11 protein-coding genes and 1 rRNA gene are annotated in these 12,674 nt (G+C 61.9%); 10 read left to right on the top strand and 2 right to left on the bottom strand.

The genetic code is table 11. The features are described from left to right. The first annotated feature begins 7 nt into the window (after positions 1–7). From rrf to HP547_RS20115, 4 genes are all read left to right on the top strand, one after another. Positions 8–123: ribosomal RNA gene (rrf, locus tag HP547_RS20130) — 5S ribosomal RNA — on the top strand. Between the two features lie 153 nt (positions 124–276). Further along, positions 277–936, top strand: coding sequence for a paraquat-inducible protein A (locus HP547_RS20125; protein ID WP_172287247.1), 660 nt, complete (start codon positions 277–279; stop codon positions 934–936). Continuing rightward, a complete protein-coding gene (locus HP547_RS20120) occupies positions 923–1,546 on the top strand; it encodes a paraquat-inducible protein A (RefSeq protein WP_172287246.1) in 624 nt (207 codons plus the stop codon). The genes HP547_RS20125 and HP547_RS20120 overlap by 14 nt, the downstream gene beginning before the upstream one ends. Continuing rightward, complete coding sequence (locus HP547_RS20115; RefSeq protein ID WP_172287244.1) at positions 1,539–3,839, top strand: PqiB family protein; 2,301 nt, start codon at positions 1,539–1,541, stop codon at positions 3,837–3,839. The genes HP547_RS20120 and HP547_RS20115 overlap by 8 nt, the downstream gene beginning before the upstream one ends. A gap of 206 nt (positions 3,840–4,045) precedes the next feature. Here HP547_RS20115 and rpsT read toward each other — a convergent pair whose 3' ends face one another. After that, entirely contained in the window at positions 4,046–4,324 is a 279-nt protein-coding gene (rpsT, locus tag HP547_RS20110; protein WP_003247625.1) for a 30S ribosomal protein S20, read from the bottom strand. Between the two features lie 250 nt (positions 4,325–4,574). Between rpsT and murJ the strand changes: the two genes are divergently transcribed. From murJ to ispH, 6 genes are all read left to right on the top strand, one after another. Next, the gene (gene murJ / locus HP547_RS20105; protein ID WP_172229945.1) at positions 4,575–6,113 is read left to right on the top strand and encodes a murein biosynthesis integral membrane protein MurJ; all 1,539 of its coding nucleotides are present in this window, start codon (positions 4,575–4,577) and stop codon (positions 6,111–6,113) included. A 118-nt stretch (positions 6,114–6,231) separates the two neighbouring features. Then, positions 6,232–7,182, top strand: a complete 951-nt coding sequence (ribF, locus tag HP547_RS20100; RefSeq protein ID WP_172229948.1) for a bifunctional riboflavin kinase/FAD synthetase — start codon at positions 6,232–6,234, stop codon at positions 7,180–7,182. After that, the gene (gene ileS, locus HP547_RS20095) at positions 7,179–10,010 is read left to right on the top strand and encodes an isoleucine--tRNA ligase (RefSeq protein ID WP_172287242.1); all 2,832 of its coding nucleotides are present in this window, start codon (positions 7,179–7,181) and stop codon (positions 10,008–10,010) included. The genes ribF and ileS overlap by 4 nt, the downstream gene beginning before the upstream one ends. Continuing rightward, positions 10,003–10,518, top strand: a complete 516-nt coding sequence (gene lspA, locus HP547_RS20090) for a signal peptidase II (RefSeq protein WP_172233412.1) — start codon at positions 10,003–10,005, stop codon at positions 10,516–10,518. The genes ileS and lspA overlap by 8 nt, the downstream gene beginning before the upstream one ends. Beyond that, complete coding sequence (gene fkpB, locus HP547_RS20085) at positions 10,511–10,948, top strand: FKBP-type peptidyl-prolyl cis-trans isomerase (protein ID WP_172287241.1); 438 nt, start codon at positions 10,511–10,513, stop codon at positions 10,946–10,948. The genes lspA and fkpB overlap by 8 nt, the downstream gene beginning before the upstream one ends. Positions 10,949–10,962: 14 nt before the next feature. Next, positions 10,963–11,910, top strand: a complete 948-nt coding sequence (gene ispH, locus HP547_RS20080; RefSeq protein WP_172287240.1) for a 4-hydroxy-3-methylbut-2-enyl diphosphate reductase — start codon at positions 10,963–10,965, stop codon at positions 11,908–11,910. A gap of 129 nt (positions 11,911–12,039) precedes the next feature. On the opposite strand, the gene HP547_RS20075 is transcribed toward ispH, so the two are convergent. Beyond that, positions 12,040–12,528 carry a GspH/FimT family pseudopilin gene (locus HP547_RS20075; protein ID WP_172287239.1) on the bottom strand — a complete coding sequence of 163 codons (489 nt, stop codon included), beginning with the start codon at positions 12,526–12,528 and terminating at the stop codon, positions 12,040–12,042. Positions 12,529–12,674 lie beyond the last annotated feature (146 nt).

The following is a 12,674-nucleotide window of genomic DNA, read 5'->3' as shown; positions in this document are numbered from 1 at the left end:
AGAATTTCTTGACGACCATAGAGCATTGGAACCACCTGATCCCATCCCGAACTCAGCAGTGAAACGATGCATCGCCGATGGTAGTGTGGGGTCTCCCCATGTGAGAGTAGGTCATCGTCAAGATTCATTTCGCAAAACCCCTATCTGCGCATGCAGGTAGGGGTTTTGTCTTTGTGGGCGAAAATCTCAGGTATCGTGCATGCCTGTGGTTTGTCGGCTCCCACAATTCGAGCCAGAACACTAGAATAGGCTCACGCACCTATCCAGAAGGGCTCCATGTCCAACCCTGTCGAACCCCAAACGCTGGCCCAGTTGTCGCTGGACGAGCTGGTCGCCTGCCACGAATGCGACCTGCTGCTACGCAAGCCTGTGCTCCAGCATGATGAGAAAGCCCAATGCCCGCGCTGCGGCTACGAGCTCTATGCCCATCGCCATAATGTGGTCAATCGCAGCCTGGCCCTGGTGCTCACAGCCCTGTTGCTATTCGTACCGGCAAACTTCCTGCCGATCATGCAGTTGCACCTGCTTGGCCAGACGTCGGACGACACTGTCTGGAGCGGCGTAGTGGGCCTGTACAATTCGGAAATGCGCGGCGTGGCGGTAGTGGTGTTCTTGTGCAGCATGGCCATTCCCCTGGCAAAACTGCTCTGCCAGCTGGCTGTGCTGCTCAGTATCCGCCTGAACATCGGGCGCAACTTCGGCCTGCTGTTCTACCGCATCTATCACCACCTGCGCGACTGGGGCATGCTCGAGGTCTATTTCATGGGTGTGCTGGTGGCCATCGTCAAGCTGGTGGACCTGGCCGAATTGACCGTGGGTTTGGGGTTGTTCTGCTTTATCAGTCTGTTGCTGATCCAGGTCTGGCTTGAAGTGGTGATGTCACCGCACCAGATCTGGAGTGCGCTATCGGGGGAGGACCTGCATGCGGGCGATTGATGCGGGCATTCTTGTCTGCAATGAATGTCACGAACTGAACAGAAATGAGCCGGGCAGCAAGTCGCAAACCTGCACCCGCTGCGGTGCGATTGTGCATGCGCGCCGGCCGAACAGCATCGTGCGTACCTGGGCGTTGCTGATTGCAGCGTCGATTCTGTACATCCCGGCCAATGTCCTGCCGATCATGACCGTGAGCACCTTGGGGCAAGGCAGCCCCGACACGATCATGTCCGGCGTCATCACCCTGCTCAAGCACGGCATGGTGCCCATTGCCGCCGTGGTGTTCATTGCCAGCATCCTGGTGCCCACGTTCAAGCTGGTGGGGATTGGCCTGTTGTTGTACTCGGTGCAGCGCCGTCAGCCGCTTTCGGCGCGGCAGCGCATATTGATGTACCGCTTCATCGAATTCATCGGGCGCTGGTCCATGCTGGATATCTTCGTCATTGCCATCCTGGTGGCGGTGGTGAATTTCGGCCGGATAGCCAGTGTCGAAGCCAACCTGGGCGCTGTCGCCTTCGCAACTGTGGTGATCCTGACAATGCTTGCCGCTTTAACTTTCGATCCCCGACTGATTTGGGATAACACGGAGTCGGATGACGACCATGAGTGACCTGCCAACGGCTAAAACCCGCCCAGCCTCGAACTGGTCGGCTATCTGGATCCTGCCATTGATCGCGTTGATGATCGGGGGCTGGCTCGCATGGCAGGCATACCGTGATGCCGGCGTGGAAATTGAAGTCCGCTTCGAGTCGGGTGAGGGCATCGTCGCCAACAAGACCGAGGTTATCTACAAAGGCATGCCGGTTGGCAAGGTCAAGAGCCTGGTGCTCGATGCCCAGGGCGAGAAGCAGGGGGTGATCGCCACCATCGAGATGAACAAGGCCGCCGAGCCGCATCTCACTAAAGGCACCCGCTTCTGGCTGGTGAAGCCGAGCGTCACCCTGGCGGGTATCTCCGGCCTTGAAACGCTGGTGTCGGGCAACTATATCGCCGTCAGCCCGGGGGAGGGCGAGCGCACCAAGCGCTTTACCGCGTTGAAAGTGGCGCCACCGCTCTCGGACTCGGAACCCGGCCTGCATTTGATGCTCAAGGCCGAGAGGCTGGGCTCGCTCAATCGCGATAGCCCGGTGTTCTACAAGCAGATCCAGGTTGGCCGGGTGAAAAGCTATCGGCTGTCCGAGGACCAGAGCACTGTTGAGGTCAAGGTGTTCATCGAGCCGGCATACGCCAGCCTGGTGCGTAAACATACGCGTTTCTGGAATGCCAGCGGCGTCAGCATCGATGCTTCGCTGTCGGGGGTGAAAGTGCGTAGCGAGTCGCTGTCGAGCATTGTCGCCGGCGGTATCGCCTTCGCCACGCCGGAATACCGCAAGGACAGCCCGCCAACCGACCCGAGCCTGCCATTCCGCCTGTATGAAGACTTCGATGCAGCCCAGGCCGGTATCCGGGTCAAGGTCAAGCTGAGCGACTATGAAGGCCTGCAGGCCGGCCGTACGCCGGTCATGTACAAGGGCATCCAGGTTGGCTCGCTGAAAGCCCTGAAGATGGAAGACAACCTGGCCAGCGCATCCGCCGAGCTGACGCTGGACCCGTTGACCGAAGACTACCTGGTCGAGGGCACGCAGTTCTGGGTGGTGAAACCCTCCATATCCCTGGCGGGTATTACCGGCCTGGAAGCACTGGTCAAAGGTAACTACATCGCCATTCGTCCAGGTGAGAAGGGCGCGCGGCCAGAGCGTGAGTTCGAGGCGCGCGCCAAGGCGCCGCCGCTCGACCTCAAGGCGCCGGGCCTGCACATGGTGTTATTCGCCGATACCCTGGGGTCGCTCGAGATCGGCAGCCCGGTGATGTACCGCCAGGTGAAGGTAGGTAGCGTGCAGAGCTACCAGTTCGCCCGCAACAGCAACCGTATCCTGATCGGTGTGCATATCGAGAAGGAATACGAGAAGCTGGTCAACGGCTCGTCGCGCTTCTGGAACGTCAGCGGTATTACCCTGACGGGCGGCTTGTCGGGCATCAAGATCAAGAGTGAATCACTGCAGACACTGATGGCCGGTGGTATCGCGTTCGACACGCCGCGCCCCGATGTAGCACTTAAACGCCATATCCCACGTTTCCGCCTGCATGAGAGCCAGGAGGCGGTGAACCGTGCGGGTACGTTGATCACCATTCGGGTAGACCGTGCCGATGGCCTCAAGCCGGGTACTGCGATCCGCTTCCGCGGGCTGGATGTAGGCAGTATCGAGAGCGTCGACCTGACCGACGACCTGCAGGCTGTGCTGCTGCGGGCGCGCATTACCGAGTCGGCGAACCGCATTGCACGCGCAGGCACGCAGTTCTGGGTCGTCAAGCCGGCCTTGGGCCTGGTACGCACCGAGAACCTCGATACCCTGGTGGGCGGGCAGTACCTGGAAGTTCAGCCAGCCGCCAAAGACCGTGGCCCGCAGCGCGACTTCATTGCCTTGGCCGATGCGCCGCAAGTGGCAGGGCCGGAGGTCGGCCTGCCGTTGACGCTCAGCGCCCCGCGCCGTGGCTCGATCAAGCCGGGTGTGCCGGTAACCTATCGTGAGGTTACGGTGGGTAAGGTGACGGGTTTCGAGCTGGGCCAGAGTGCTGATCGGGTGCTGATCCATATTCTCATCGAGCCGCGCTATGCCGCCTTGGTGCGCAGCGGCAGCCGCTTCTGGAACAGCAGTGGCTTCGGTTTCGACTGGGGGCTGTTCAAGGGGGCTACGGTGCGCACCGAGTCGGTGGAAACCCTGATTGATGGCGGTATCGCCTTCGCAACACCGGACGGTGAGCAGATGGGCAACCCGGCACGGCCTCAGCAGACGTTTGCCCTGTTTGAGAAGGCTGAAGATGAATGGCTGCAGTGGGCGCCGAAGATCCAGATAGCCAGGTAAATGCAGGGGCGGCTCACCGGCGAGGGCGGTGACGCGGTGAATGGCACCGGCTTTGCCGGTGTTCGCGGGTGAGCCCGCTCCTGCAGGTATGTCAATTGATGCTGATTCCTTGGCAATTCAAGGTAAATGTTTGGAGTGAACAATTGCCATGAATTGCAGGCAACAAAAAACCGACCCTAAGGTCGGTTTTTCGAATAGCGCGTCGCTTAGGCAGCTGCAGCTTCTTTCAGCGCCTTGATGTGGCCATTCAGACGGCCTTTGTGACGAGCAGCCTTGTTCTTGTGGATGATACCCTTGTCGGCCATACGGTCGATTACAGGTACAGCCAGAACGTAAGCGGCTTGCGCTTTTTCGGCGTCTTTTGCGTCAATGGCTTTAACTACATTCTTGATGTAGGTGCGGACCATGGAACGCAGGCTGGCGTTGTGGCTGCGACGCTTCTCAGCCTGTTTTGCACGTTTCTTGGCGGAAGGTGTGTTGGCCACCGTCGAGCTCCTCGAAAGACTTTAGGTAAATAGCAAACAAAATAGGCCGCGAATCATGCCGATGAGTCGACCGGATGTCAAGGCCACCTGCAAGGTTCCGCCGAGCGGTGCGCCAACAACCTGGAAAGATTCCTTTCTGCTGCGCGACCTGTACACTCGGGAATTTTTGGCTCCCCTGCAACGGCGCGGGAGTATCGCACATTCGGACGCTGTCTGGCAGCGTCCTCTGTCATTGGCGTGAATCTTTTCGATGAACCTGCTCAAATCCCTGGCTGCAGTAAGCTCGATCACCATGATTTCGCGGGTGCTAGGCTTCGTTCGTGACACCATCCTGGCGCGCATCTTTGGTGCTGGCGTTGCCACCGACGCCTTCTTCATCGCGTTCAAGCTGCCCAACCTGCTGCGGCGCATATTCGCCGAGGGTGCGTTCTCGCAGGCGTTCGTGCCGATTCTGGCCGAGTACAAGACCCAGCAAGGCGAGGAGGCGACACGCACCTTCATCGCCTATGTCACTGGCCTGCTGACCCTGGTCCTGGCCCTGGTGACCACCATCGGCATCCTGGCGGCGCCGTGGGTGGTGTGGGCAACCGCCCCAGGTTTTGTCGACAGCGCAGAAAAATATGAGCTCACCACCGACCTGTTGCGGGTGACATTTCCTTATATATTGCTGATTTCGTTGTCGTCGCTGGCCGGCGCGATCCTCAATACCTGGAACCGTTTCTCGGTACCGGCCTTCACCCCGACCCTGCTGAACGTGGCGATGATCGCCTTTGCCCTGCTGCTGACACCGTACTTCAATCCGCCGATCATGGCCCTGGCCTGGGGCGTGCTGGCGGGCGGCCTGGCGCAGTTGCTGTACCAGCTGCCGGCATTGAAGAAGATCGGCATGCTGGTCCTGCCGCGCCTGAACCTCAAGGATGCCGGCGTCTGGCGTGTGCTCAAGCAGATGCTGCCGGCCATTCTCGGAGTATCGGTAAGCCAGATATCGCTGATCATCAATACCATCTTCGCCTCCTTCCTGGTGGCCGGCTCGGTGTCGTGGATGTATTACGCCGACCGCCTGATGGAGCTTCCTTCAGGCGTGCTGGGCGTGGCCTTGGGTACCATCCTGCTGCCAACCCTGGCCAAGACCTACGCCAACAAGGACCGCGAAGAGTACTCGCGGATCCTCGACTGGGGCCTGCGGCTGTGCTTCCTGCTGGTACTGCCTTGCACCCTGGCCCTTGGCATCCTGGCCGAGCCCCTGACCGTGGCGCTGTTCCAGTACGGCAAGTTCAGCGCCTTCGACGCGGCCATGACCCAGCGCGCGCTGATTGCCTATTCCGTGGGTTTGCTGGCAATCATTCTGGTCAAGGTGCTGGCACCGGGCTTCTATGCGCAGCAGAATATCCGTACACCGGTGAAGATTGCCGTGTTCACCCTGGTCTGTACCCAGCTGTTCAACCTGGCCCTGGTCGGCCCGTTCGCGCATGCCGGCCTGGCCCTGGCCATCAGCCTGGGTGCCTGCCTGAATGCCGGCCTGCTGTTCTGGAAGCTGCGCAGCCAGCAGCTGTTCGAGCCGCAGCCTGGCTGGGCGATGTTCCTGTTCAAGCTGGTGCTGGCGGTGACGCTGATGTCGGCAGTATTGCTGGCCGGCATGCACTATATGCCGGCCTGGGAGCAGGGCAGCATGCTCGAGCGCTTCATGCGCCTGGGCGCACTGATCCTGGCCGGTGTGGTGACGTACTTCGGTTGCCTGTACCTTTGTGGGTTCCGGCCCCGGCATTTTGCCCGCAAGGCCTTGCACTAAGGCGCTGGGCGGGTCAGGCGTCGGTTTTTAGCATTCCACGCCGCCCTTGGGCGCTGCTGCCTGTCACCGGCGCCCGGGTGTGGTTATAATCGGCCACTTTATGAGCAAGAAGCGCGTTATGCAGCTGGTTCGAGGTCTTCACAACCTGCGCCCCGAGCACCGGGGCTGTGTCGCCACCATTGGCAACTTCGACGGGGTTCACCGCGGCCACCAGGCAATCCTGGCGCGCCTGCGCGAGCGCGGCCAGGCCTTGGGCCTGCCGACCTGCGTGGTGATCTTCGAACCGCAACCACGCGAGTACTTCGCCCCCGAGACTGCCCCTGCGCGCCTGGCTCGCCTGCGCGACAAGGTCGAGCTGCTGGCCGGCGAAGGCATCGACCGGGTGCTGTGCCTGGCATTCAACCAGCGCCTGAGCAGCCTCAGCGCCGATGACTTCGTCAAGGCTATCCTGGTCGATGGCCTGGGCGTGCGCCACCTTGAAGTGGGCGATGACTTCCGCTTTGGCTGCGACCGCGCTGGCGATTTCGCCTTCCTGGTCGAAGCCGGCAAGCAGTACGGCTTCACCGTCGAGGCGGCCAACACGGTCATCCAGGATGGCCTGCGGGTCAGCAGCACCGAAGTGCGCCAGGCCCTGGCCGAAGGCAACTTCGAGCTGGCCGAGCACCTGCTGGGCCGCCCCTACAGCATCACCGGCCGCGTGCTGCATGGCCAGAAACTGGCCCGCCAGCTCGGCACACCGACTGCCAACATCCAGCTCAAGCGCCGCCGCGTGCCGCTGTCCGGGGTCTACCTGGCCAGCATCGAGATCGACGGCAAGGCCTGGCCGGGTGTCGGCAATATTGGCGTGCGCCCCACCGTAGCCGGTGACGGGCGCCCGCACCTGGAGATTCATCTGCTGGACTATGCTGGCGACCTTTACGGTCGGCGCCTGACGGTGGAGTTCCACCACAAGCTGCGTGAAGAGCAGCGATTCGCCTCCCTGGAGGCGCTGAAGTCGGCGATCGATGCGGATATCGCCGCCGCACGTGCACATTGGCACGCTCAACCGCTAACCAAGAGCCTGAAATGACCGACTACAAAGCCACGCTTAACCTTCCGGACACCGCCTTCCCCATGAAGGCCGGCCTGCCTCAGCGCGAACCGCAGATACTGCAGCGCTGGGACAGCATTGGCCTGTACCAGAAGCTGCGCGAGATTGGCAAGGATCGTCCAAAGTTCGTGCTGCACGACGGCCCGCCCTATGCCAACGGCAAGATCCACATCGGTCATGCGCTGAACAAGATTCTCAAGGACATGATCGTCCGCTCCAAGACCCTGGCCGGCTTCGATGCCCCGTACGTGCCGGGCTGGGACTGCCACGGCCTGCCGATCGAGCACAAGGTCGAGGTCACCCACGGCAAGCACCTGTCGGCCGACCGCACCCGCGAGCTGTGCCGCGAGTACGCCGCCGAGCAGATCGAAGGGCAGAAGACCGAGTTCATCCGCCTGGGCGTGCTGGGTGACTGGGACAACCCGTACAAGACCATGAACTTCGCCAACGAGGCCGGTGAAATCCGTGCCCTGGCCGAAATGGTCAAGCAAGGCTTCGTGTTCAAGGGCCTCAAGCCTGTGAACTGGTGCTTCGATTGCGGCTCGGCCCTGGCCGAAGCCGAAGTCGAGTACGCCGACAAGAAATCGCAAACCATCGACGTGGCCTTCCCGGTGGCCGACCAAGCCAAGCTGGCTGCCGCCTTCGGCCTGCCTTCGCTGGCCAAGCCTGCCGCCATCGTGATCTGGACCACCACCGCGTGGACCATCCCGGCCAACCAGGCGCTGAACATCCATCCGGAATTCAAGTACGCCCTGGTCGATACCGGCGAGCGTCTGCTGGTGCTGGCCGAAGAGCTGGTCGAAGCCTGCCTCGAACGCTGGAACCTGGAAGGCTCGGTGATCGCCACCGCCCAAGGTTCGGCGCTGGAACTGATCAACTTCCGCCATCCGTTCTACGACCGCCTGTCGCCGGTGTACCTGGCCGACTACGTCGAGCTGGGCGCCGGTACCGGCGTGGTTCACTCCGCCCCTGCCTACGGTGAAGACGACTTCGTCACCTGCAAGCGCTACGGCATGGTCAACGACGACATTCTTACCCCGGTGCAAAGCAACGGCGTGTATGTCGAATCGCTGGAGTTCTTCGGCGGCCAGTTCATCTGGAAGGCCAACCCGGCCATCGTCGAGAAGCTGAGCGAAGTCGGTGCGCTGATGCACACCGAAACCATCAGCCATAGCTACATGCACTGCTGGCGCCACAAGACCCCGCTGATCTACCGCGCCACCGCGCAGTGGTTCGTCGGCATGGACAAGCAGCCAAGCACGGGCGAGCCGCTGCGTGAGCGCGCGCTCAAGGCCATTGAAGAGACCAGGTTCGTCCCGGCCTGGGGTCAGGCGCGCCTGCATTCGATGATCGCCAACCGCCCGGACTGGTGCATCTCGCGTCAGCGCAACTGGGGTGTGCCGATTCCGTTCTTCCTGCACAAGCAGACCGGCGAGCTGCACCCGCGCACCGTCGAGCTGATGGACGAAGTGGCCACGCGCGTCGAGCAGCAAGGTATCGAGGCCTGGTTCAAGCTGGACGCCGCCGAGCTGCTGGGCGCTGAAGCGGACCAGTACGACAAGATCAGCGACACCCTCGACGTGTGGTTCGACTCGGGCACTACCCACTGGCACGTGCTGCGTGGTTCGCACGATATCGGCCATGCCACCGGCCCGCGCGCCGACCTGTACCTGGAAGGTTCCGACCAGCACCGCGGCTGGTTCCATTCTTCCCTGCTGACCGGTTGCGCCATCGACAACCACGCGCCGTATCGCGAGCTGCTTACCCACGGTTTCACCGTGGACGAGAACGGTCGCAAGATGTCCAAGTCGCTGGGCAACACCATCGAGCCGGAAAAGGTCAACAACACCCTGGGTGCCGACATCCTGCGCCTGTGGGTCTCCGCCACCGACTACTCCGGTGAAATGGCGGTTTCCGAGCAGATCCTGCAGCGCAGCGCCGACGCCTACCGCCGCATCCGCAACACCGCTCGCTTCCTGCTTTCCAACCTGTCCGGCTTCGACCCGGCGCGCGACCTGCTGGCGCCGCAAGACATGCTGGCACTGGACCGCTGGGCCGTGGACCGCGCCTTGCTGCTGCAGCGCGAGCTGGAAGAGCACTACAGCGAGTACCGGTTCTGGAACGTCTACTCCAAGGTGCATAACTTCTGCGTGCAGGAGCTGGGCGGCTTCTACCTCGACATCATCAAGGACCGCCAGTACACCACCGGCGCCAACAGTGTCGCCCGCCGTTCGTGCCAGACCGCGCTGTACCACATCAGCGAGGCGCTGGTGCGCTGGATCGCGCCGATCCTGGCGTTCACCGCCGACGAAATCTGGCAGTACCTGCCGGGTGAGCGCAACGAGTCGGTCATGCTCAACGGCTGGTATCAGGGCCTGAGCGAGCTGCCGGAAGGCATCGAGCTGGACCGCGCCTACTGGGACCGCGTGATGGCGGTGAAAGCATCGGTCAACAAGGAGCTGGAAAACCAGCGTACCGCCAAGGTCATCGGCGGCAACCTGCAGGCTGAAGTCACCCTGTACGCCGACGAAGGCCTGAGCGCCGACCTGGGCAAGCTGGGCGACGAGCTGCGCTTCGTGCTGATCACTTCGGCCGCCAGCGTGGTGCCGTTCGTGCAGGCACCGGCCGAAGCCGTGGCCACCGAAGTCGAAGGCCTCAAGCTGCAAGTGGTCAAGTCCGGCCACGCCAAGTGCGGCCGTTGCTGGCACTTCCGTGCCGACGTCGGCAGCCACCCGGAGCACCCGGAAATCTGCAGCCGTTGCGTCGACAACCTGAGCGGTTCGGGTGAGGTGCGTCACTATGCCTAACCCTGCAGAGGGGCGCTTCGGGCGCCTTGCATGGCTTTGGCTGAGCTTGCTGGTGCTGGTCCTCGACCAGGCCACCAAGCTGTACTTCAACAACGCCCTGACCATGTACCAGCAGATTGTCGTCATCCCTGACTACTTCAGCTGGACCCTGGCCTACAACACCGGTGCCGCGTTCAGCTTCCTGGCTGACGGCGCCGGCTGGCAGCGCTGGCTGTTTGCGCTGATCGCGGTCGTGGTCAGCGCGGTGCTGGTGGTATGGCTCAAACGCCTGGGGCGCAACGAAACCTGGCTGGCCGTGGCGCTGGCGCTGGTACTGGGTGGTGCGATCGGCAACCTGTATGACCGGGTCGTGCTCGGCCATGTGGTCGATTTCATCCTGGTGCACTGGCAGAACCGCCATTATTTCCCGGCCTTCAACGTGGCCGACAGTGCCATCACCGTTGGTGCGGTGATGCTGGCGCTGGATATGTTCAAGAGCAAGAAGTCCGAGGATCCGGTCCATGACTGACACCCGTATCGGCCAGAACACCGAAGTCACCCTGCACTTCGCGCTGCACCTGGAAAACGGCGACACCGTCGACAGCACGTTCGACAAGGCCCCGGCCACCTTCAAGGTCGGTGACGGCAACCTGCTGCCTGGTTTCGAAAGCGCGTTGTTCGGCTTCAAGGCTGGTGACAAGCGTACTGTAGTGGTGGCCCCGGAGAATGCCTTCGGCCAGCCCAATCCGCAGAACATGCAAACCATGCCGCGGTCCCAGTTCGAAGGCATGGAGCTGTCCGAAGGGCTGCTGATCATCTTCAACGATGCCGCCAACGCCGAGCTTCCGGGCGTGGTCAAAGCATTCGATGATGACCAGGTGACCATCGACTTCAATCACCCACTGGCTGGCAAGACCCTGACCTTCGAGGTGGAGATCCTCGAGGTGAAGGCCCTGTAAGCCTGGAGCCGAGCATGCAAATCAAACTCGCCAACCCTCGCGGCTTCTGCGCGGGGGTCGACCGGGCGATCGAGATCGTCAACCGCGCGCTGGAAGTCTTCGGCCCGCCGATCTATGTGCGTCACGAAGTGGTGCACAACAAGTTCGTGGTGGAAGACCTGCGCAACCGTGGTGCCATCTTTGTCGAAGAGCTGGACCAGGTACCGGATGATGTCATCGTCATCTTCAGTGCCCATGGTGTTTCCCAGGCCGTGCGCCAGGAAGCCGCTGGCCGTGGCCTGAAGGTGTTCGATGCCACCTGCCCACTGGTCACCAAGGTGCACATCGAGGTGGCCAAGTACAGCCGTGACGGCCGTGAGTGCATTCTCATCGGCCACCAAGGGCACCCGGAAGTCGAAGGCACCATGGGCCAGTACGACGCCAGCAATGGCGGTGACATCTACCTTGTCGAGGACGAGAAGGACGTTGCCAACCTGCAGGTGAGAGACCCGGACCACCTGGCCTTCGTCACCCAGACCACGTTGTCGATGGACGATACAAGCCGTGTCATCGATGCCCTGCGTGCGCGCTTCCCGAACATCGGCGGCCCGCGCAAGGACGACATTTGCTACGCCACCCAGAACCGCCAGGACGCGGTGAAGCAACTGGCGGACGAGTGCGATGTGGTACTGGTGGTCGGCAGCCCCAACAGCTCCAACTCCAACCGCCTGCGCGAGCTGGCCGAGCGCATGGGCACCCCGGCCTACCTGATCGACGGTGCCGAGGACCTGCAACGTGGCTGGTTCGACCAGAAGCTGCGCATCGGCATCACCGCCGGCGCCTCGGCCCCCGAAGTACTGGTGCGTGGTGTGATCGAGCAGCTCAGGGCCTGGGGCGCCACCGGCGCCGAGGAACTGGACGGGCGTGAAGAGAACATCACCTTCTCGATGCCCAAAGAGCTGCGGGTTCGCTCGCTGATCTAATGTAAGCCTGTATTGGCCTCATCGCCGGCAAGCCAGCTCCCACAGGAATAACACTGCCTTCAAGGCTTGTGTTGTACCTGTGGGAGCTGGCTTGCCGGCGATAGGGCCAGCAAAGTCGACTCAAGGCTATCAGGATGCACACCGAGTATTGTTGCGATCCTCTGCAAGCACGTTGACTCGTCCCGTCGATGCCATTACCACTTGATAACGGCTGTTGGCAGATGAGCGTTCGCACACTTCCAGCGTCACCCCCAGCCAGCTGTTGCTCGGCGTCATTGGCAACCCCTGCGCACTGAACTTGAATTGCTCACCGCGATTGCTGGTGATTTTCAGGGGCCGCGCCAGCCGCTGTTCGCGCACCATCTGCTGGTTATGCTCCAGCACTACCCGCCAACCATTCCCCCAATTACCGTCCAGCGCCTGCACCAGCACTGGCTGGCTTTGCAGCAGCGCATGGCTGCGTGCACTGCGCAGCGTCTGTGCCAGGTCACGGGCGGCGGCTGCCCTGTGCAGGTCGTCGCTCAACCTGGCGTAGGCCGGCATACCCAGCTGTGTCAGCAGGATGGCCAGCGCCAACGCCGTCATCATTTGCATCAGTGTTACGCCACGTTGCTTCACCGTGCATTCCCCTGTGGAAGTGCTTCGCTATAGCTTCACGATCGTTGGGCAGGGGGTCTAGTCGCTCAGGTTCAAGTTGATTGCAGGAAAAATCCGAGGAGGTGCAGGGATGCACGCAAGGCAACGGGGCATGACGCTACTGGAGG

This window comes from Pseudomonas sp. CM27 (genome assembly GCF_013179515.1).
Lineage (GTDB): Bacteria > Pseudomonadota > Gammaproteobacteria > Pseudomonadales > Pseudomonadaceae > Aquipseudomonas.
Note: the sequence above shows the minus strand (reverse complement) of the source record. Positions and strands in the feature narration are given on the sequence as shown.

What these genes read in the sequence shown, in the direction of transcription:
- HP547_RS20125 (WP_172287247.1), top strand. Translation starts at nt 277, where the DNA reads ATGTCCAACCCTGTCGAACCCCAAACGCTGGCCCAGTTGTCGCTGGAC.
- HP547_RS20120 (WP_172287246.1), top strand. Translation starts at nt 923, where the DNA reads ATGCGGGCGATTGATGCGGGCATTCTTGTCTGCAATGAATGTCACGAA.
- HP547_RS20115 (WP_172287244.1), top strand. Translation starts at nt 1,539, where the DNA reads ATGAGTGACCTGCCAACGGCTAAAACCCGCCCAGCCTCGAACTGGTCG.
- murJ (WP_172229945.1), top strand. Translation starts at nt 4,575, where the DNA reads ATGAACCTGCTCAAATCCCTGGCTGCAGTAAGCTCGATCACCATGATT.
- ribF (WP_172229948.1), top strand. Translation starts at nt 6,232, where the DNA reads ATGCAGCTGGTTCGAGGTCTTCACAACCTGCGCCCCGAGCACCGGGGC.
- ileS (WP_172287242.1), top strand. Translation starts at nt 7,179, where the DNA reads ATGACCGACTACAAAGCCACGCTTAACCTTCCGGACACCGCCTTCCCC.
- lspA (WP_172233412.1), top strand. Translation starts at nt 10,003, where the DNA reads ATGCCTAACCCTGCAGAGGGGCGCTTCGGGCGCCTTGCATGGCTTTGG.
- fkpB (WP_172287241.1), top strand. Translation starts at nt 10,511, where the DNA reads ATGACTGACACCCGTATCGGCCAGAACACCGAAGTCACCCTGCACTTC.
- ispH (WP_172287240.1), top strand. Translation starts at nt 10,963, where the DNA reads ATGCAAATCAAACTCGCCAACCCTCGCGGCTTCTGCGCGGGGGTCGAC.